The organism is Sphaerisporangium dianthi (assembly GCF_042654065.1).
Classification (GTDB): domain Bacteria; phylum Actinomycetota; class Actinomycetes; order Streptosporangiales; family Streptosporangiaceae; genus Sphaerisporangium; species Sphaerisporangium dianthi.
The window spans coordinates 93,277-112,484 of the sequence record NZ_JBHSFP010000001.1 but is presented as its reverse complement, the minus strand read 5'-3'; the positions used below and the strand labels follow the sequence as shown (position 1 = coordinate 112,484).

Here is a 19,208-nt window from a genome sequence, read left to right as displayed (position 1 = left end):
GATCGGTGACGGTCACGGAGGGGCATGAACGGGCGGATGGCGGTCTTTCACGCCCGTGGCGTCGTGCCGTTTCCTGCTGTGCGCAATCACCCGAGATGAAGGGGAGCGTGCGCGCATGCCATCAGCCGACAGCCGTGGTCGAGCGGAGATCCTCGGCTCGCCCGAGACGGCGCCGACCGACGAAGACGATCTTCGTATCCTGATCAGGATCCTTCCCGCCGGCTCCGCGTCGCGGCGGGCGCGGGCCGTGGTCCGCGAAGCGCTCCAGAACGCCGGGGTGGGCGCGGACGCCGTCGGCGACATGGAGATCATCGCCGCGGAGCTGGCGGCCAACTGCGAGAAGCACGCCCGGCCACCGTACGAGATGCGCGTCTTCAGCCTCGGCGAGGTCCCGATCTGGTGCGAGATCATCGACGGCGACCCGGACATCAGCGCGGTCTCCCAGGTCCTGGACGTCCTTCGCGCGCCGCAAGGATGGCGGCAGCCGGACGTCGTCGCGCCGCAGGAGGCGGCACCGGAAGCGGCCGGCACCGTCTCCGGAGAGATCGTCGGCGCCGTTCCCGGAGAAGCCGACGGCGCCGTCCCAGAAGAAGCGGGGGAGTGCGGCCTGTTCACCGAGGGCGGTCGAGGACTGCTCCTGGCCCACGCGCTGTCCGACGGCCGCTGCCGGGCCTACTCCACCCGCACCGTCATCACGGGCGCACCCGCCAAAGCGGTCGCCTTCGCCCTACCCCCCTTCTCGGACAAAGGACTCGCCTTCCCGTACTTGGTGGAAGCGTCCTTCGGCTACGCAGCGGCCGACGATGACGGGCTCGATTGTCGACGGCCGCACGACGAGATGACGAACTCCTCTTCGCGAGGCGAAGGTTCCACATGAACGCTGGCGGAAGCCCGTCTGGGCCACTCCTAGTTCTGGGCGGCTTCGCTACTGGGCTCGCTGCAGGTTGCCTCGTACCGTTTTCGTCAACGGGTGCTCCCCGCCCAGTACCCGCTCACAGTCGGCCAGCGTCTGCTCGTACACCGGGATCGCCCGCTTCAGGTTCCCGGCTGCCTGGTAGGCGCCGGCCAGGTTGTTGCGTGAGGTCAGCGTGTGGGGGTGTCCGTCGCCCAGTAGGCGCTCCTGCTCGGCCAGTGTCTGTTCGTACAGCGGGATGGCCCGCTTCAGATCCCCCGCCGTCTGGTAGGCGCCGGCCAGGTTGTTGCGTGAGTTGAGCGTGTGGGGGTGCTCGTCGCCCAGTAGGCGCTCCTGCTCGGCCAGTGTCTGTTCGTACAGCGGGATGGCCCGCTTCAGATCCCCTGCGGCTCGGTAGGCGCCGGCCAGGTTGTTGCGTGAGTTCAGCGTGTGGGGGTGCTCGTCGCCCAGCACGCGCTCCTCATCGGCCAGTGTCTGTTCGTGCAGCGGGATCGCCCGCTCCAGGTTCCCGGCTGCCTGGTAGGCGTTGGCCAGGTTGTTGCGTGAGGTCAGTGTGTCGGGGTGCTCGTCGCCCAGCACGCGCTCCCGCTCGGTCAGAGCTTGTTCGAACAGCAGGATCGCCCGCTCCAGATTCCCCGCCGTGAGGTAGGCGTTGGCCAGGTTGTTGCGTGAGGTCAGTGTGTCGGGGTGCTCGTCGCCCAGCGCCCGCTCCCGCTCGGTCAGAGTCTGTTCGTACAGCGGGATGGCCCGCTCCAGATTCCCCGCCGTGAGGTAGGCGTTGGCCAGGTTGCTGCGTGAGGTCAGCGTGTAGGGGTGCTCCTCGCCCAGCAACCGCACATAGTCGACCGATGTCTGTTCGTGCAGTTGGATCGCTCGCTCCAGGTTCCCGGCTGCCTGATAGGCGTAGGCCAGGTTGTTGCGTGAGTTCAGCGTGTGGGGGTGTTCGTCGCCCAGCACGCGCTTCCGCACGGTCAGAGTCCGTTCGTGCAGTGGGATCGCCCGCTTCAGGTTCCCGGCTGCCTGATAGGCGTATGCCAGGTTGCTGCGAGAGTTCAGTGTGTCGGGGTGCTCCTCGCCCAGCGCCCGCTTCTGCTCGGCCAGTGTCTGTTCGCACAGAGGGATCGCCCGCCGCAGATCGGCCAGGTCGATCAGGTATCGAGCGCACCAGGCGCGCAAACTCAACAGAGGCCCGGTGAGCGCGTCCTGCGGGGTGAGGGCGTGTAGGGCGGTGGTCTGTTCGATGAGCATCTCTGTCGCTGGGCGGGCGCTCCAGGTGGCGTGCCCGTCCGGCAGGGCGTCGTTGAACCGGGCCAGCAGTGCGGTGACTTCGGTGAGAGTGGCCTGGAGCCGGTTGTCGTACCGGGCGCGTTCGCGTAGGACCCGTTGGACCAGCCGGTGCATCAGTACGGTGCCGCCGTCCTCGGTGAAGGAGATCAGCGAGGTGTCGGCGAGGTCGGCCAGCACCTCATCGACCTGCTCCCGCGCGATCTCCGCCTGCTCGTCCAGGTCGTCTGGGTCACCAATGTCCGGTGTGCCGTACAGGATGAGCCGGGGCACACCGGCGGGGGACAGTACCGCCAGCTTCTCGAGCATCGGCCGAGCGTGGGGCAGGGTTTCCTCTGCTTGGGTCACTGCCAGCAGGATCGCCTTGGCGGTGCCCGTCGGGTAGCGGGCGCCGGCTTCGGCGGGCAGGTACCGGGGCAGTGGAAAGGTGCGCAGCAGCCGCAGGTACCGGCCGTAGTCCAGACGCCGCCGCACGATCAAGGCCGCCGCCTGGTCCAATGCCAGGGGTAGATAGCCCAACTCCGCCGCCACCTGCCCCGCGCCGACCTCGTCGGGGAGGCCGGTGCGTTCGCGCAGAAACCTCCGCGCCTGCTCCGGGGTGAACTCCTGCACCGGCACCGCGTCGTAGGCGCGTTCGAACGCGCGGTTGCGGGAGGTGATGACCACCCGGGCCGCTCCGGTGGCCGGGCACCAGGTCCGCACCTGCTCCACATCGGCGGCGTTGTCGAACACCAGCAGGCTCGGTTGCCGGGTGGCGGAAAGCCAGTCCCGGGCACGTCTGGCCGCCGTGGCGGCGTCGTCCTCGGTCTGGCGCAGTTGTAGCCGCTCGGCAAGGGCGGCCAGCCCGGTCTGGATCTGCTCGCCGGTCTCGGCCACGATCCAGGCCACCACCGGCCATCCGGCGGCCTGACAGCTCCAGGCGTAGGCGGCGGCCAGCATGGTCTTGCCCACTCCCGGTGTGCCGGTCACCGCGCACACCACCGCCGCGCCGGTCGCGGCCACCTGGTTGTGCAACCGCTCCAGCAGTTGCCGGCGGAGCTGGAAGCCGCGGGGCTGCTGCGGGATGTCCCCCTCGATGATCTGCTGGAGGTCCCGCTCCAGCACGGAGGCCGTCTCGCCCAGGCGGACGGTGACGTTGCCCTCGACCTGGCTGATCTGCAGCAGATGGCCGTATACCTGGGTATCGACGACCGATTGCGCCGGCCGGTCCGGGTCTGTCAGCGGTTCTGCGGGTGCCGGGCTGCTCATCAGGATTCGATGTCCACGTCGCCCTGTACGCCGGAGATCTGGTCGATCGATCCGCCGGCCTGCGAACCGGTCACCGCCTGGTGACCGCCGCCCGGACGCGGCCCGGCGCCACCACCCACCGGCTCCGGCGAGGGATCGGTCGCTGCTGGGGCGGGAGGTGGAGAGGACGGCACGGGTGGCGGAGAGGACGGAGCGGGGGTGCGGCTGCGGACGATGCGCACGCCTCCTGCCCCCTGGATCTGGGTGATGTCGCCGGCGGCGGTGGAGCCGCTCACCGTCTGGGTCGTCCGGGTCGCCTTTCCGCTCTCGGTCGAGCCGTCGGCGGCCGAGGCGGCGATGTGCGCGCCGTCTGGAGCTGCGGCTGCGGTATGCCTGCCGCCTGGAGGTGCGGTGGCGGTATGCGTGCCGCCCGAGGCTGCGGCGGTGGTGTTCGGGCCGCCTGGAGGCGTGGTGGTGTTTGTTCCGCCTAGAGGTGCGGGGGAGGCGGCAGGGCCGGTCAGGTGGTGGGTCACCAGGGTGCCGGCGGCGGTCAGGGTGACGGCGACCAGGCCCCACCACAGGTTCCACGCCCCGTCGTTGAGAATCTGGTTGCCGGCCACCGCGATCGCCACCGGCAGCACCACCGAGGCCGCCAGCAACGGCCACGCCCACCTTGCCCGGCCCGCGTTCATGCCTCCATCATCGGTGTACATCTGGCGCATCGCAGGCGATTGCGATCAAACAGTGTCCGATCGGTAGCGGAGGGTGCCTTCCCGTGGTGCCGATCTCAACTCTCTTTGGGCGTTCGCCTGCTCCGCCGGCACCCCGTCCGTGCGTTGGGCTGCTACGACTTCTCCGCCTCACGGTCCGGCGCCGTGCGCGGGGTTCTTTGTGGCTCTGCCGTCCAGGGGCGGAGCTTTTCGGGGTTGCGTACGGCCCAGATGTGCTTGATCCGGTCGCCTGGGGCGTCGAAGGCCGCGACCGTCACGGTGACGCCGTCGTGCTGGGCCACCAGGCCGGGCTGACCGTTGATCGTGCGCTCCACGATCGTCAGGCCGGGCGCCAGGTCGGCGATGGCGACGATGTAGCGGGCGATCTGCTCGCCGCCTTCGATCGGGCGGAGCACGGCGCTGACCAGGCCGCCGCCGTCGGAGATCATCGTGGCGCCGGGGTCGAGGAGGCCGACGAGGGCGCCGATGTCCTTGGCCTCCCATGCCCGCTTGAAGTCTCTGACGAGGTCCGCCTGACGCGTTACCGGAGTCGCGGGAGCCTGCGACGCGCGGACGCGGCGGCGGGCCGAGGAGGCGAGTTGGCGGCAGGCCGCCGGCGTACGGCCGACGATCTCGGCCACTTCGGCGAAGGAGTAGCGGAAGACGTCGTGGAGGATGAACGCGACGCGCTCGGCTGGGGTCATCGATTCGAGGACGACGAGGAAGGCCATGTTGATCGACTCGTCGAGGGTCACCCGGTCGGCGGGGTCGTCCGGGTCGGCGGTGGCGCCGCCTGGATGTCCGTCGATCCACTCCGTACTCCCGGGCAGTGGCTCGGGAACCCATTCGCCCACGTAGCGCTCGCGCCGGGCCCGCGCCGAGCCGAGCAGGTCGAGGCAGATGCGACTCGCGACCCTGGTCAGCCAGGCGCCGGGTGACTCGATGGCCTCCTGTCGCTGCGCGGACATGGCGTACCAGCGGGCGTAGGTCTCCTGTACGACATCCTCGGCGTCGGACAGGGAGCCGAGGAGCCGGTACGCGAGATTGATCAGCTGACGCCGCTCGCTCATGATCGCACTCAGGCTCGGGTCGAGCGGGCCGTCTCCTGGCGTGGATGGGGTGGTCATGGTGTCCCCGGCTTCCTGTGTCGCGTCCGTCCTCACCGGTCCGACGAGACGGCGCACCGAATTGTGAGGCCGGCGCGCCGCTTCTGTCGCGTCCGCCCTCACCGATTCGACGCAACAGCGCACCGGAATATGACAGCCCGCCGGAATGTGACGGGTCAGCGCTCCGGAACGTGAGGTCGGCGCGGCGCCTCACATTCCGGGCGGCTGTGTCGTCGGACTGCTGACACGCCGGGGCGCACGCCCCGGACACCGCTGAGATCGAGAAGGAAACCCGCCATGCCCACGCGCACGATGACGAAGCAGCGCAACCTCATGTTCCTGCGGATCGCGATCACCCTGCAAACCGTGGCCGTCTTCGTCCAGGCGATCACCGCGGGACTGTTGCTGTCCGCGCCCGGCGGCGGGGCGCTGCACAGTGCCGGGGCGTACACGCTGTTCGTCGTGGCGATGGTGCACCCGATCGTCGCGATCTTGGTGTGGCGGCCGGGCGGCGGTTCGCCCCGGCCCATCCTGTACGCGGTCGGCTTCTTGGTGCTCGCGCTGGCGCAGATAGCGCTGGGCATCGCGCACGTGAAGATCGTGCACGTCCCCCTGGGCGTCCTGATGTTCGGCATGAGCGTCATTCAGTCCGCCCGGATCTGGACCGGCGGCCGCACCTCCCTCGCCACGGCGGCGTGACGGCCGGCGCGTCGCCTCGAACCCGCGTTGCAGCAGAGAAGGGAAACCTCGCCATGACCACGCCCACGACGACCGGGCAGGACACTTTCCAGTCCCGTCTGCCCGACCCCAGCCGGTTCTTCCCCGAACTGGGAGCGATCGCCGGAGCCATGACCAAGGCCGCCCGGAACGGTGCGATCCCCCACACCACCGTCAGCCTGGTGCAACTGCGCGCCGGGCAGATCGTCGGCAGCACCTACCACACCGTCCGGCAGACGGGCCTCCTCCGCAAGGCCGGGGAGACGGAGGAACGCATCACCGCCGTGGCGTCGTGGCAGGACGCCCCCTACTTCACCGGCGCAGAACGGATCGCACTGGAGCTCGTGGAGGCCGTCCTCATCCCGAACCCGCGCGGGGAGCGCGTCCCCGACGAGCTGTACGCCAGGGCGGCCGCCCACTACGACGACAAGGCGCTGTGGACGCTCACCATGGCGATCGGCCAGATCTGCTTCTTCATCCCCGTCGCGCTCATCGGCAAGCCGATCCCCGGCAAGGTCCCCGGGAAGAACTACAGCAGGTGACGCGGCCCTAAGCGGTGGACGCGTCGACGGACCGGGGCGTCAGGGGTTCGTTCCAGTCGATGCGGTAGCGGTGGACCCAGCCGAACAGCCTCTCCTGGCTGTAGAAGGTGCGTATCGCGAGGGGGAACAGCAGGTCGCGAAGGACGCGTCCGACGGGGCCGGCCGCCTTGTCGTTGTTGACCCGGGCGGTCTTGGCGATGATGGTCTCCACCCGGTGGCGGCGCAGCCGTTCGTAGGCCGTGAACGCCTCCGCGGTCGTCGGCAGGTCGCGCAGGCATCGGGCCAGCTGGACGCCGCTCTCGATGGACAGGGACGCGCCCTGGCCCGAGCTCGGCGACGTGGCGTGCGCCGAGTCGCCGACGAGCACCGCGCGTCCCCGGTGCCAGACGGGGACGGGGGGCATGTCCTGCATCCCGCCGACGTTGACGAGGTCCTCCTCCCGCGTCCGCGAGAGCATCGCGAGGGCGGGGGTCCGGTCGTCCGCGTACAACTCCTTGAGCCGCCGCAGCCACTCGGCGGCCGGGACGGCGCGGGCCTGCGCGGCGGTGAGCGGTTCGGCAGAGGGGAGGTTGGCGAACCACCCGGCGCGTCCGTCTTCAGGGACGAAGTAGCCGAAGAACGCCCGTTTGCCGAACGCCAGGTGCATCGCGCCGCCGGTGCTCGTCAAACCGTCGCGGGGCACCCAGCCGCCCAGGCCCAGCAGGCCCACGTACCGCGGCTGCGGCGCGGCCGGGTCCAGCAGCGTGCGGACGGTGGACCGGATGCCGTCGGCGCCGACGAGCACGTCGCTGGTGGCGCTCGTGCCGTCGGCGAAGTGCGCCACCACGCCGTCCGGCTCGTCGTCGTACCCGATGAGCCTTCTGCCGTGCTCGACCGTGACGCCGTGGCCGGTCGCCTGGTCGAGCAGGGCCCGGTAGAGATCGGGGCGCGCGAACGTCCTGCTGACGGGCAGGCCGGGAAGGTCGTCGTACACGCCGAGCCGTTTGCCGGCGCCGGTCTCCATCACCATGCGGGGCATGGGCACCCCGGCCTCGGCCACCGCCTGGTCCACGCCGAGCGCCTGGAGCGCCGCCATGCCGTTCGGTGCGAGCGTGAGCGCGCCGCCGACCTCGTCGGCCGGCCGCTCGTGCGCCTCGAACACGGTGGCGTCGATGCCCGCCTTTCTGAGCGCGATCGCCGTCACCGGCCCGGCGATGCCGCCTCCTATGACCAATGCCTGCCGGACCTTCGCCACGACGCGTCCTCCTCCATGGGAAAATGTCTCATACTGCCGAATAGCTCGGCTAGACGAGATACTAGCGAAGGCGAGATACTCTTGTCGACGAGTGATTTGCCCACGAGTGAATCGCGCGGGGCGCTCGCGGCCGAGATCGTGGACTCGACCCGCCGGGTGATCGCCTCATCGATCCTGTTCAGCCACCACGTGGCCGAACAGCTCGGTCTGGGGGCGAGCGACTCGCAGTTCATGACCCTGCTCGAGGTGCACGGTCCGCTGACCCCCGGCCGGCTCGCCGAGCTGACCGGCCTGCGCACCGGCACCGTCACCGGCGTGCTCGACCGCCTGGAGCAGGCGGGGTTCATCCGGCGTGACCGCGTCCCCGGCGACCGGCGCAAGGTGATCGTGTCGCGCGACGAGGAGCAGATCCAGCGGCGCATCGCCCCGCTCTACGCGGGTCAGGGCGCGCGGGTGTCCGCGATCCTCGATGAGTACGACACGGCGCAACTGCGGCTCATCGCCGGCTTCATGCGCAAGGTCGCTGGTGACGGGCCGGGGGACGGCGGCGGGTAACATCGGGGCTCATGTCCGAAATGCCATGTGTGCTGGTCGTGCAGCACGGGGAGAAGGGCGGCCCCGGCCGCTTCGGCGAGTGGCTGGGGGAGGCGGGCGTCTCCCTGGAGGTCGTCACCGCGTTCGACGGCTCGGCCCTTCCCACCCGGCTCGCGCACGACGGGCTGATCGTGCTCGGCGGCGGCTACATGCCGGACGACGACGAGAAGGCGCCGTGGCTGCCCGGCGCCCGCTCCCTGGTCGCCCAGGCCCTGGCCCGGTCGGTGCCCATGTTCGGCATCTGCCTCGGCGGCCAGATGCTCGCCGCGGTCGCCGGCGGGAAGGTGCGGGCCGACGCCGGAGCGCCCGAGCACGGCAGCACCGCCGTCACCATCAGGGCGGAGGCGGCGGGCGACGCGCTCTTCCACGACCTGCCCGAGGTCGTCCCCGCGATCGAGCACCACGTCGACGCGATCACCGCGCTGCCGCCGGACGCCGTGTGGCTGGCGGAGACCGGCCGGTGCCCCTACCAGGCGTTCCGGGTGGGCGGCCGGGCCTGGGGCGTGCAGTTCCACCCCGAGGTCACGTCCGAGCGCATCCGCCAGTGGGACGCCGCCGAACTGCGAGGGCAGGGATTCGACCGGGAGGAGCTGTACGCGGCGGCCGTCGCCGACGAGCCGGCCGCCACGGCGGCCTGGCACGAGGTGGCGCGGCGCTTCGCCTCGCTCGTGCGCGACGGTGACTCGGGGACCGTCCGGCGGTAGGCGTCCGCGGTCCCACCGCAGAGTGACAATCACTGGTAAATGCTTTGCGGTGGGCGGGACGGTCTGGGTACGTTCGGCGAATCGCGCATGAGCGCTCACGGGCCGGGCCCCGACCCCCTCTCGTGCGCCCTGCCTGCGACGGAGAGCTCGTGTCGATTCGCATCACTCCGCTGACCGACCCCGGAAGCGGCGACTCCGGCCGCCGTCTGGCCTGGCTGGCATCCGACGCCGGCGGCGATCCGGTGGGTTCGGCGTTCCTGAGGCTGTTCGGCCGGCCCGAGGTGCGGCATCTCGCCGAACTGGAGGTCAACGTCCATCCGGCGGAGCGGCGCGCCCGCGTCGGCACCCTGCTGCTGGACGCGGCGGTGGCCGCCGCGCGCGAGGACGATCGCCGCCGCGTCGTCGCCGACGTCCCGGAGGGCTCGCCCGGCGAGGGGTTCCTGTCGGCGCGAGGCTTCCGGCCGGTCCTGGCGCTCACCTTCGCCCGGCTGCCGCTGGCGCAGGTCGATGCGGCGGCTCTCGAAGCGCTCGCCGAGGAGCCGCGTCCAGGCTACCGACTGGTGTCCTGGGACGGAATCGTGCCCGGCCACCTGCTGAACACCTTCACGGCCTCGCGGCGGGCGATGGCGGACATGCCGATGGGCGAGGCGGACTTCGGCGTGGACGTCTGGGACGCCGATCGGGTGCTGGCCGCCGCGCGGGCCATCGAGGAACGCGGCGAGTCGCTGCACACCGTCGCCGCCGTGACCGAGTCCGACGGATCCATCGCCGGTTTCACCGAACTGGTCGTCCCCGGCGACGGCAAGGGGGACGCCCAGCATTACGGCACGGGCGTTCTCCCCGAGCATCGAGGCCACGGGCTGGCCCGCTGGATGAAGGCCGAGTCGATCAGGCGCGCCCGCGAGCGCCACCCGGACCTCGCCGGCCTGCTCACCGACACCGCCGACGGCAACGTGGCCATGAGAGCCGTCAACGACGCCCTCGGGTACGTCCCCACCCACCGCATCCTCAAATACCAGCTCGACCTCTGACCCGGGACCGCGAAGGCCCCCGGGCGGGACGATGCCGACCCCGATCCGGTCGCGGCGGCGGTGCGGAGGATCGGACCTCATCCGCGCACGTGTCAGGCAGTGCGCCGACCACGGCGACACGTCGCGCCGGGCCGGGGGGTCATCTCAGGGTGGAGGAGAGGACCCGCGGACGTCCCGCGCCGAGGAAGAAGATGCCCGGGAAGCCCTTGGTCTCGAAGCCGGCGCTGCGGTTGCGGCGGAACGCCGATCGCTCGATGCTCAGCGTCCCGGTCCGGTCGTTGCTGACGAAGAAGACGGCCCCGCCGCCCTCCCGCGCGGTGTTGTCGGTGACGATCGAGCCCGCGACGCGCACGGTGAAACGGTTGCCGTCGGTGTAGATCGCCCCGCCGCTGCCGCCGCCCGGTGTGCCGCCCCTCGCGGGGTTGGCGCCCCGCCCGACCGCCTTGTTGTGCGTGAACACGCTGTTCAGGACCACCCACGACACCCCGATGCTGCTCAGCGCCCCGCCGTTGGAGCACACCCCGCCCTGCCCGGCGGCCCCGCCGAACGTGCTCTTCACGATGTACACCGGCAGGTCACGCCACTGGTCCAGCACCCGGATCGCGGCCCCGCCGACGTCCGGCCCGGTGAGGTCGCAGCGGTTGCGCACGAAGGTGGAGTTCACCGCCTTGAACCGGCCGCCCCGCACGAACACGGCGCCACCGCCGCCGCCCTCGGCCCGCTCGCCGGTGGCGTTCCCGTCCGCGAACCGGATGTTCTGCACGGTGAGCTGCGGCCACTGCTGGTCGTCGCAGTGCGGCGTCGTCCACACCTGCGCCTTGTCGCAGGTGTTCATGTACAGGATCCGCCGCTGCCCGCCGCCGCTCAGCGTCACCTTGCCGCCGCCGTCCAGCACCACGCGCTTGGCGGTGTTGCGCACCTTCGCCGTGGCCCGCATCACGATCGTGACGGCCTTCGCCCCGCAGGAGAACCGGATCAGCCCGCCCTTGGCCACCGCCGCCACAACCGCCGCCGACGTGCAGCTCGCGGGCGTCCCGTTCCCCACCACCCGATCGGGACGCGAGGTGCCGATCGCCCTGCCGTCCACGGGCACCGGCGCCCGGCCCGCGGGGTTGCCCGGCCCGGCGGCCCCTTGAGCGCTCGCCGGGACGGCGAGAGCCGCTCCGGCCATGACGACGACGACAGCAACACGGCTCATTCGCACGCCCGCGATGCTACTGCGGCACTTCGATACCATCACTCCCTTTCGTCTATTTCGTCACGACGACCGCCGCTCGCCTCCGGGTCAGCGCCAGGCGTCGTCGCGGGTGGCGGCGCCGGCCGCGGGGGTGGTGAAGGAGCGGTCGGGGTCGCTCTCCCAGGTGACCGAGCCGTCGGGGTTCTTCTTGATGTACTTGTACCGGACGGCCGTGTTCGCCGGCAGGCTCACCGTGGCCCGCCAGACCGGGTACGCCGCCGACGACAGCGCCACCGCGTTCGCGGTGTTCCAGGCGCCCAGCTCGGCGGCGTCGCCGACCACGAACACGTTCTGCCCCCAGGTCGTCGTCACGTTCGCGTTGAACGACACGGCGATCGAGGCGGGCGCGGCCGGGCCGCCGGTCCGGATGGCGACGGCGCTCTTGGCGGGGACGGTGACCGTCGCGGCGCCGCCGGAGCCGACGGTCACCGACCCGCCGCCGGTCAGGTTGGCGTAGACGCCGGCGGGCAGGCCGGTGGCGAAGGCGCCGGAGTAGGACGAGGAACCGTTGTTGATCGCCACCCAGCCCTTGGCGCCGCGGCTGAAGGCGATCACGTTGGAGCCGGGCGCGCTCCAGTTGGCCACCGAGGTGCCCCTGACGGCGTTGCGGAAGCCGACCATGCCGTTGATCGCGCTGTCGCGGTGCAGGCACGTCCACCCGCCGGAGCAGGTGGCGGCGGTCACGCGGCCGTCGCCGTCCGAGGGCGGGGAGGCGTCGTTGTCGCTGAAGGCGAACCCGTCGTAGATCTGCGGCGCGCCGTGCGGCCAGGCGAGCTGGAAGATGTTCGCCAGCGTGTACGTCGCGCCGTTCTTGTAGGTGAGGGTGGAGCCGTTGCGCTCGGTGTCGTGGTTGGTGACGAACGTGACGGCCTTGTCGCCCGGCTGCATGCCGCTCCAGCCCGCGCCGAAGGTCTGCAGGTCGGAGATGGCGCCCTCGAACTTCTGCTTGAGGTAGCGCCCGTACTGGAAGTCCAGCACGTCGCCGAGGCCGGTGTACTGGCCCGGCTGCACGGCCTCGCCGGCGGCGTAGATGACCTCCTGGAAGATGTACGGCGCGCCGGTGAGCTGCCCGTAGATGGCCGAGACGTCGGCCGGGCTCATGTGCTTGACCGCGTCCACGCGGAACCCGTCCACCCCCAGGCCGGTCAGGTCGTCGAGGTAGGCGGCGATGCGCGAGCGCACGTAGCTCGCGCCGGTGTCCAGGTCGGCCAGGCCCACCAGCTCGCACTGCTGCACGTTGCGGGCGCTGCCGCCGTAGTCGCCGTCGTGGACGGTGTTGTCGGCGTTGCCGCAGGCGGCCGGGTGGTAGTGGAAGTCGGCCGGGGAGTAGGTGCCGGGGTAGTTGTACTTGGAGAAGGTCTTCCCGCCGTAGGAGGCCGAGCCCTGGCCGGTCATGTGGTTGATGACCGCGTCGGCGTAGACCTTGACCCCCGCCGCGTGGCAGGCCCGCACCATCGCCGAGAACTGCGCCCGGTCGCCGAGCCGCCCGTTCAGGTCGTAGGCGGCGGGCTGGTACAGCTCCCACCACGAGTGGGTGCCGGACCGCTTCAGCGAGTCCTGCGGCGGCGACACCTGCACGCCTCCGTACCCGGCCGGGCCGAGCACGTTGGTGCACTCGGCGGAGACCGAGGGCCAGTTCCAGGCGAAGAGGTTGGCGATGACGTCCTTGGCGCCGGGCGGAGCCGCCTGCGCGGGGCCGCCCGCCAGGGGGACGGCGACGAGCGCCATCAGCAGGGCGAGGACGGCGGACAGGGCGAGAGAGCCGGTGCGGGGGCGTGAAGCAGGGGCGGAAGGGGGAGAGTCGCAGGATCTCACGTGGCGCCTCCAGGTTCGATGGATGCGATCCCGTGCCGGGCCGGGTGCCGCGACACCCGGCCCGGCGTGCGCGTCCCCTCCCGGCGGCCAGCGTCCGCGGCCGCGCGGGAAGGGGGGCGCGCCTACGGCCGGACGAAGACCGCGACCGTGCGGGCCGGGACGGTCAGCGTGCCGGTCGAGGGGTCGAAGGACGACCGCCGGACGACGGGGTCGTCCGAGGCGGCCTGGACGGGGTGGAGGGCGACCTGCGCCCCCTTCAGCGCGGCCACGGTCTGCGCCTGGGTCTCCGGCGTCGCGTTGAACACGACGGTGACCGACTTCCAGCGCGGGTCGACGCCGGAGGAGTCCAGGTGCATGGTGATCACGCCCGGGGTCTCGCCGCCGCCGCCGACCGGGAAGGACAGCCGCTTCTGCACCTCGGCGAGGGAGCCGAGCGAGAACGCGGGGGAGGAGGAACGGATCTTCAGCAGCTCGCCGGCCCGCGCCCGCGCCGCCTGGATCGCCGCGCAGCCGGGCTTGAGCGCCGGGTCGGCCAGCAGCGGCCTCGCGTAGGGCCACTTGGACTCGTTGTCGGCCTTCGGCGGCAGCCCCGCGCCGAAGCCGTTGCCCGCCGAGCAGTCCCACAGCAGCCGGTTGAACCAGTCGCCGGAGTCGTAGGAGTTGCGGTCGAGCGACTTGGAGCGCAGCCGCTCGCTGCCCGCGTGCACGAAGGCCGTGCCCTGCGACAGGATCGCCGAGGCCAGCGAGAGCGCCTGCATGCGCACCCGGTCGTCCATGGGCGTCGGCTGCGGCAGCTTGTAGGCCAGCGCGTCGAACAGCGTCTCGTTGTCGTGGGCGTCGACGTAGGTGACCGCCTCCCCGGGCGCGGCGGTGTACCCGGCGGGCGATCCGTTGTAGTCGACCTGGGCGCCGGTGACCTCCCTGCCGTCGGAGGCGGTGAACCGGTAGTCGCGCAGGTTGCCCGACAGCCCGACCTTGATCAGGTCCTGGTAGTGCAGCAGCCGCGCCTTCTGCTGCCCGGCGTCGCCGTTGGCCGGTGAGCCGTTCGGCGCGCCGGCCAGCCCGGACCCGAAGCCCTGGACGCGCGGGTCGGCGTCGAACGGCCCTCCGCCGCGCACCGCGTCGCGCAGCCGGTCGTTGAACGTGCCGACGCCGGTGCCGGCCATGTTCGCCTGGGTGGCCTGGACGAACCGGGCCCCGTCGGCGACCTCCCCGAAGTTCCACCCCTCGCCGTACAGGATGATCGACTTGCCGTCCACGCCGTCGCGGGCGAGCGTCAGCTTGTCCAGCGCGGCCCGCACCGCCAGGATGTTCGCCTTCGGGTGGTGGCCCATCAGGTCGAACCGGAAGCCGTCGACCTTGTACTGCCTGGCCCAGGTGACGACGGAGTCGACGACGAGCTTGCCCATCATGGCGTGCTCGGTGGCGGTGCCGGCACAGCAGGTGGAGGTGGCCACCGTGCCGTCCGGCAGCAGCCGGTGGTAGTAGCCGGGCACGACGCGGTCCAGCACCGACTTGGGGTCCTGCCCGGCGGCGAAGGTGTGGTTGTAGACGACGTCCATGACGACCCGCAGCCCGGCCCCGCTCAGCCCCGCGACCATCGAGCGGAACTCCTCGACGCGCCGCGACCCGTCCGGGTCGGTGGAGTAGGACCCCTCGGGCACCGTGTAGTGCACCGGGTCGTACCCCCAGTTGAAGGAGTCCTTGGCGGCGGTCTCCGCCACGCACTGCTGCTGCCGCTCGGAGTCGGCGGGCATCGCGGCCAGGTCGCACGACGGCTCGGTGCGGTCGGCTCTGCGCTCGGGGACGCTGCCGATGTCGAAGGCGGGGAGCAGGTGCACGTGCGTGAGACCGTCGGCGGCGAGCGCGCGCAGCTCCTTCATCCCCGCCGAGTCGCCGGTGAACGCGGCGAACGTGCCGCGCTTCGCCGCCGGGACGGTGGCGTCGGAGGCGGAGAAGTCGCGCACGTGCAACTCGTAGATCGACGCCTTCTCCTGGGGGACGGCCCCGGGCTTGCGCAACGTGGACCAGCCCCGGGGCTGCAGCGAGCGGTCGGACAGGTCGGCGAGCTGGCTGCGCGCCGAGTCGGCGGCCAGCGACACGCTGTAGGGGTCGGTCACCTCGTTGGTGACGACCTTGCCGGCCGCCGGGGCGTACACGGTGACCAGGAAGGTGTAGTAGGACCCCTTCCAGGTGGGCAGGCCGCGCACCGACCAGACCCCGGTGGCGTCGTCGCGCCGCATCCGGTGGACGGCGCGCCCGCCGCCGGAGGCGTCCCGGTAGAGCGCCAGCTCGACCTTGCGGGCCGTGGGCGCCCACACCGACAGCGTGGGCGAGGCCGAACCCGCCGACAGCTGCGAGGCGGACGCCGACGACGACGGCCACACCGGCCCGAGCTCGGCGGTGGCCGCGCCCGCGTACAGGTCGTCGAGCACGCCGGGGATCTGCACGCCCGTCGCCGTGCGCAGCACGCCTGCCGCGTCGCGCTCGACGGCGACGACCTGGCCGCGCAGCGCCTCCCTGACCAGGTCGGCGTCGCGCGGGTCGACCTTCAGCGCGGCGTAGGAGGCCAGGTGCGGCCAGGTGGCCTTCTGCGCGGCGGTCAGCCCGCCGCCGTCCGACAGGCGGATCAGCCGGATGTCGCCGGTCAGGTCCCCCTTGTCGTAGGCGATGTCGCCCTTGGCGGAGAACGCCAGCGCGTACCCCAGGGAGGAGGACGGCGTGACGTTCCAGGCGACGGTGTCGCGGTCGATCCAGTGGGCCGCCGCCTTGGACAGGTCGGCGTCCGCGCCCCGCGCCGGAGGCTGCGGAAGCAGGTAGCCCTCGGTGGCCGCCGGCCGCCAGGCCTCGTGGCCGGTGACGCTCAGGTCGAGCGACTGGTCGGACGGCAGGTCCTTGTCGTCGCCCTTGTGGATGATGTAGCTCAGGCTCGTCGCCCCCTCGGCCAGCGGCACGCGGTAGTACACCCCGAAGCCGTCGGTGCCGGTCGGCTGGAGGGGCGCGGCCCACTCGGTGGGCTGGGCGGCCCCGTTCCACACGTGTAGTCCCCAGCCGTCGTAGTTCCCGTCCGGGCGCCGGTAATGCAGGATCGCCACGTTCTCGGCGGCGGCGCGGGTCGGGTGGATCCGGGTGTCGCCCGAGTTCACGTACGCGTCAGGGCGCTGGGCGGGGGTGAGCGACTGGTCGGGGCCGGGGTCCTTGGCGTCGCCCTTGTGCACGATGAAGTTCAGCGGGACGGCCGGGTCCTTCAGCGGGACCTTCCAGTAGGCGCCGTAGGAGTCCGTCCCGTCCGGCAGGCGAGGACTCGCCCAGTCGGTGCCGGCGCCGTCGGCGAGCGCGTCGCCCCACAGGTGCAGTCCCCACCCGTCGTACGCGCCGTCCGGGCGGTGGTAGTGGACGGTCGCGTAGCCCTGGGCGGCGGCGCGGGAGCCGTAGACGTCGGGCTTGCCCTCGGCGAGCCACACCTCGCCGGTCCTGGCCGGGTTGACGGTACGGTCGCCGCCGTCCTTCTCGTCCCCCTTGTGGGCGATGATCCCGACACTGGCCGCGCCGGGCTTGAGTTTGATCCAGGCGAACCGGCCGAAGGAGTCCTCACCGTTCAGCGGCAGCGGCGCCCCCCACTCGGTGGGCTGCTCGACATCGCCCCACACGTGCAGTCCCCAGCCGTCGTAGCCGGAGCGCTGGTAGTGCACGACGAGCCAGTCGCGGGTGACCGTGCCCGGCTCCTCCGGGGCGGGCGGGGCCGCCACGGTCGCCGTCGCCGAGGCGGCCGCGAACCTGCCGGCCGAATCCTTCACCACCGCCTTGTAGGCGACCTTCGTACCGGCGGCCAGCCCGCCGAGGTCGTGGAACACGCGGAACGTGCGGCCGCCGCCGGAGACGGTGGGCGCGTCGTCGGTGCCCAGCACCTTCCAGGGGCCCTCGCCGGCCTTGGCGGCGAACGTCACCTGGTCGAACCCGTCCCCCGGCACGGTCGCCGTCACCGGGACACGCCCGTCGGCGGCCGTGCCGCCGATCTCGGCGCCGGGCAGCGCGATCGAGACGGCGGGACCGGCGGCGGGCGCCGCGAGCCTGGCCGAGGCGCGGTAGACGACCGCCGACAGCGCCGGGACGGTGACCTGGAGCGCGCGGCCGGCGCTCGTGGTCGCCGTCGCGGGGCCCTCCCCGTACACCCGCGTGAACGCCATGCCCGCCGAGTAGGTCGGCACGGCGGCCGAGGCCGGGGTCTCGGCGTTGTTGACGGCGACGACGTACTCCACCTGCTCCTTGGCGCCGATCCTGCTGAACGCGTACAGGCCGCCGGAGGCCAGGCGCTCGACCTGGGCGCCGTCGGCGAGCGCGGGGTGGGCGTCCCGCAGCTTCGCCAGCGCCGCGAGCCCCTGGTACAGCGGGTGCGAGGCGACGAAATTGTCCTGCGCGTGCGTCGCGGTCGTGCCGATCAGGTCGTCGGTCAGATAGCTCGGCGTCCTGGAGGCGAACATCGTCTGCCGGGCGTCCTTGTCGCCGCCCTTGCCGGTGAAGCCCTGCTCGTCGCCGTAGTAGACGACCGGCTGGCCCCGGGTCAGGTACATCAGCTCGTGGGTGAGCAGGTCGCGCCGCAGCAGCTCGCCGTCGGACGCGCCGGGGTTGTCCTGGGCGATGAACCGGCCGATGCGCCCCATGTCGTGGTTGCCGAGGAAGGTCGGCAGCGAGGCGGCGTCGCGGTCGGCCGTGGTGTGGAAGTCGTCGCCCGCGTACAGGCGGGTGAGACGCGCGGCGTCCGCCGTGCCGCCGCCGAACGACCGCGCGGCCTCCTGGAACGGGAAGTCCAGCGTCGCGTCCATGCCGCCCTGCGTCGAGTAGCGGCTGGTCGTCGCCGGGTCGCTGGAGTACACCTCGCCGAACATGAAGAACCGGTCGTTGCCCCGCTCGGCGGCGTACCGGTGCAGCGCGGGGGAGAAACGCTTCCAGAACGGCATGTCGACGTGCTTGGCGGTGTCGATGCGGAAGCCGTCGATGCCGGTCTCGCGGACCCACGTCTGATAGATGTCGGTCATGCCCCTGACGACCTCGGGCCGCTCGGTCCAAAGGTCGTCAAGGCCCGAGAAGTCGCCGTACTCGTCGGTCTCGCCGCCGCTGAACGTCGAGTCGCCGCGGTTGTGGTACATCGTCGGGTCGTTCAGCCAGGCCGGGGTCTTGACGCCCTTGGCCGCGACCGGCGTGTACGGGAAGGAGCCGGCGTCGACCTTGGGGAAGGTGTTCCCGCCCGCGTGGTCGCGGTCGTCGAAGGGCCTGCCGGAGGTGTCGACGTAGGGGTAGGCGCCCTTGGAGCGGTAGGTGTAGGTCTTCTCCTTGTAGTCGACGACGTCGGCCGTGTGGTTGGTGATGATGTCGAAGAACACCTTCATGCCGCGCTTGTGCGCCTCGCGGACGAGCTGCTTCATCTGCGCGTTGGTGCCGAGGTGCGGGTCGATCGAGGTGAAGTCGGTGATCCAGTAGCCGTGGTACCCGGCCGAGGCGTCGGCCCCGGCGCCCTGCACCGGCCGGTTCTCGAACGCGGGGGTGAGCCAGATGGCGGTGCTTCCCAGCTTCTTGATGTAGTCGAGCCTGCCGAGCAGGCCGGCCAGGTCGCCGCCCTGGTAGAAGCCCTTGTCGGCCGGGTCGAACCCGGTGCTGAGCCGGTCGCCGGTCAGCCCGCCCTTGTCGTTGCCGGCGTCGCCGTTGGCGAACCGGTCGGTCATGACGAAGTAGAACCGCTCGCGTGTCAGCCGGGTGCGCGCGGCGTCGCGGGCCAGTTCCCCGTCCGAGGGCTCGGCCGTCCTGCTCAGCGGAGAGACCAGCGCCTTCGAGCCCTCCGCCCCCGGCGAAGAGCCCCGGGCCGCCACCTCTGCGCCGGAGGCCGGAGACGTCGCCTGAGCGCCGGAGGTCAGGGAGATCGCCGGAGCGCCAGAGTTCAGGGAGATCGTCTGAGCGCCGGAGGCGAGAGAGATCGCCGGAGCGCCGGAGCTCGGAGCGCCGGAGCTCGGAGCGCCCGCCCGGGAGGCGGAGGCGGGGGAGACTGCGGCGAGCGGCGCCGCGCAGAGGACCGCTGTGAGCACCGCGGCCGCTGAGAGCC

The 19,208-nt window shown here is 71.8% G+C and carries 13 protein-coding genes; 6 read left to right on the top strand and 7 right to left on the bottom strand.

Features of this window, described 5'->3' with window-relative positions; all coding sequences use genetic code 11:
- Window positions 1–115 precede the first annotated feature (115 nt).
- A complete protein-coding gene (locus tag ACFO60_RS00515; RefSeq protein ID WP_380835598.1) occupies window positions 116–877 on the top strand; it encodes an ATP-binding protein in 762 nt (253 codons plus the stop codon).
- Between the two features lie 48 nt (window positions 878–925).
- Here the strand turns inward: ACFO60_RS00515 and fxsT are convergent, their stop codons facing one another.
- From fxsT to sigJ, 3 genes are all read right to left on the bottom strand, one after another.
- On the bottom strand, window positions 926–3,445 hold the full coding sequence (gene fxsT / locus ACFO60_RS00510) for an FxSxx-COOH system tetratricopeptide repeat protein (protein ID WP_380835596.1): 2,520 nt from the start codon (window positions 3,443–3,445) through the stop codon (window positions 926–928).
- Window positions 3,445–4,137: a hypothetical protein gene (locus ACFO60_RS00505; RefSeq protein ID WP_380835594.1), complete on the bottom strand. Its 693-nt coding sequence runs from the start codon at window positions 4,135–4,137 to the stop codon at window positions 3,445–3,447. The genes fxsT and ACFO60_RS00505 overlap by 1 nt, the downstream gene beginning before the upstream one ends.
- A 131-nt stretch (window positions 4,138–4,268) precedes the next feature.
- Entirely contained in the window at window positions 4,269–5,261 is a 993-nt protein-coding gene (sigJ, locus tag ACFO60_RS00500; protein WP_380835592.1) for an RNA polymerase sigma factor SigJ, read from the bottom strand.
- 276 nt (window positions 5,262–5,537) lie between these two features.
- Here sigJ and ACFO60_RS00495 point away from each other — a divergent pair, with 276 nt between their 5' ends.
- Together ACFO60_RS00495 and ACFO60_RS00490 are read left to right on the top strand one after the other, a co-directional pair.
- A complete protein-coding gene (locus tag ACFO60_RS00495) occupies window positions 5,538–5,939 on the top strand; it encodes a hypothetical protein (protein WP_380835590.1) in 402 nt (133 codons plus the stop codon).
- Window positions 5,940–5,992: 53 nt separating this feature from the next.
- Window positions 5,993–6,499 carry a carboxymuconolactone decarboxylase family protein gene (locus tag ACFO60_RS00490; protein WP_380835589.1) on the top strand — a complete coding sequence of 169 codons (507 nt, stop codon included), beginning with the start codon at window positions 5,993–5,995 and terminating at the stop codon, window positions 6,497–6,499.
- A 7-nt stretch (window positions 6,500–6,506) separates the two neighbouring features.
- On the opposite strand, the gene ACFO60_RS00485 is transcribed toward ACFO60_RS00490, so the two are convergent.
- Window positions 6,507–7,733, bottom strand: coding sequence for an FAD-dependent oxidoreductase (locus ACFO60_RS00485; protein WP_380835587.1), 1,227 nt, complete (start codon window positions 7,731–7,733; stop codon window positions 6,507–6,509).
- A 96-nt stretch (window positions 7,734–7,829) separates the two neighbouring features.
- On the opposite strand from ACFO60_RS00485, the gene ACFO60_RS00480 reads away from it, so the two are divergent.
- The 3 genes from ACFO60_RS00480 to ACFO60_RS00470 all read left to right on the top strand — a co-directional run bounded on the left by ACFO60_RS00480 (window position 7,830) and on the right by ACFO60_RS00470 (window position 10,062).
- Window positions 7,830–8,288, top strand: coding sequence for a MarR family winged helix-turn-helix transcriptional regulator (locus tag ACFO60_RS00480; protein WP_380835585.1), 459 nt, complete (start codon window positions 7,830–7,832; stop codon window positions 8,286–8,288).
- A gap of 11 nt (window positions 8,289–8,299) precedes the next feature.
- Window positions 8,300–9,031, top strand: coding sequence for a type 1 glutamine amidotransferase (locus ACFO60_RS00475; RefSeq protein ID WP_380835583.1), 732 nt, complete (start codon window positions 8,300–8,302; stop codon window positions 9,029–9,031).
- A gap of 149 nt (window positions 9,032–9,180) precedes the next feature.
- The gene (locus ACFO60_RS00470) at window positions 9,181–10,062 is read left to right on the top strand and encodes a GNAT family N-acetyltransferase (protein WP_380835581.1); all 882 of its coding nucleotides are present in this window, start codon (window positions 9,181–9,183) and stop codon (window positions 10,060–10,062) included.
- 139 nt (window positions 10,063–10,201) lie between these two features.
- On the opposite strand, the gene ACFO60_RS00465 is transcribed toward ACFO60_RS00470, so the two are convergent.
- The 3 genes from ACFO60_RS00465 to pulA form a co-directional block, all read right to left on the bottom strand.
- Window positions 10,202–11,260, bottom strand: a complete 1,059-nt coding sequence (locus ACFO60_RS00465; RefSeq protein ID WP_380835580.1) for a hypothetical protein — start codon at window positions 11,258–11,260, stop codon at window positions 10,202–10,204.
- An 87-nt stretch (window positions 11,261–11,347) separates the two neighbouring features.
- Window positions 11,348–13,114, bottom strand: a complete 1,767-nt coding sequence (locus ACFO60_RS00460) for a carbohydrate-binding module family 20 domain-containing protein (protein ID WP_380835578.1) — start codon at window positions 13,112–13,114, stop codon at window positions 11,348–11,350.
- Window positions 13,115–13,236: 122 nt separating this feature from the next.
- Window positions 13,237–19,191 (bottom strand): pullulanase-type alpha-1,6-glucosidase, encoded by a 5,955-nt coding sequence (gene pulA / locus ACFO60_RS00455; RefSeq protein ID WP_380835576.1) that lies wholly within the window; start codon window positions 19,189–19,191, stop codon window positions 13,237–13,239.
- Window positions 19,192–19,208 lie beyond the last annotated feature (17 nt).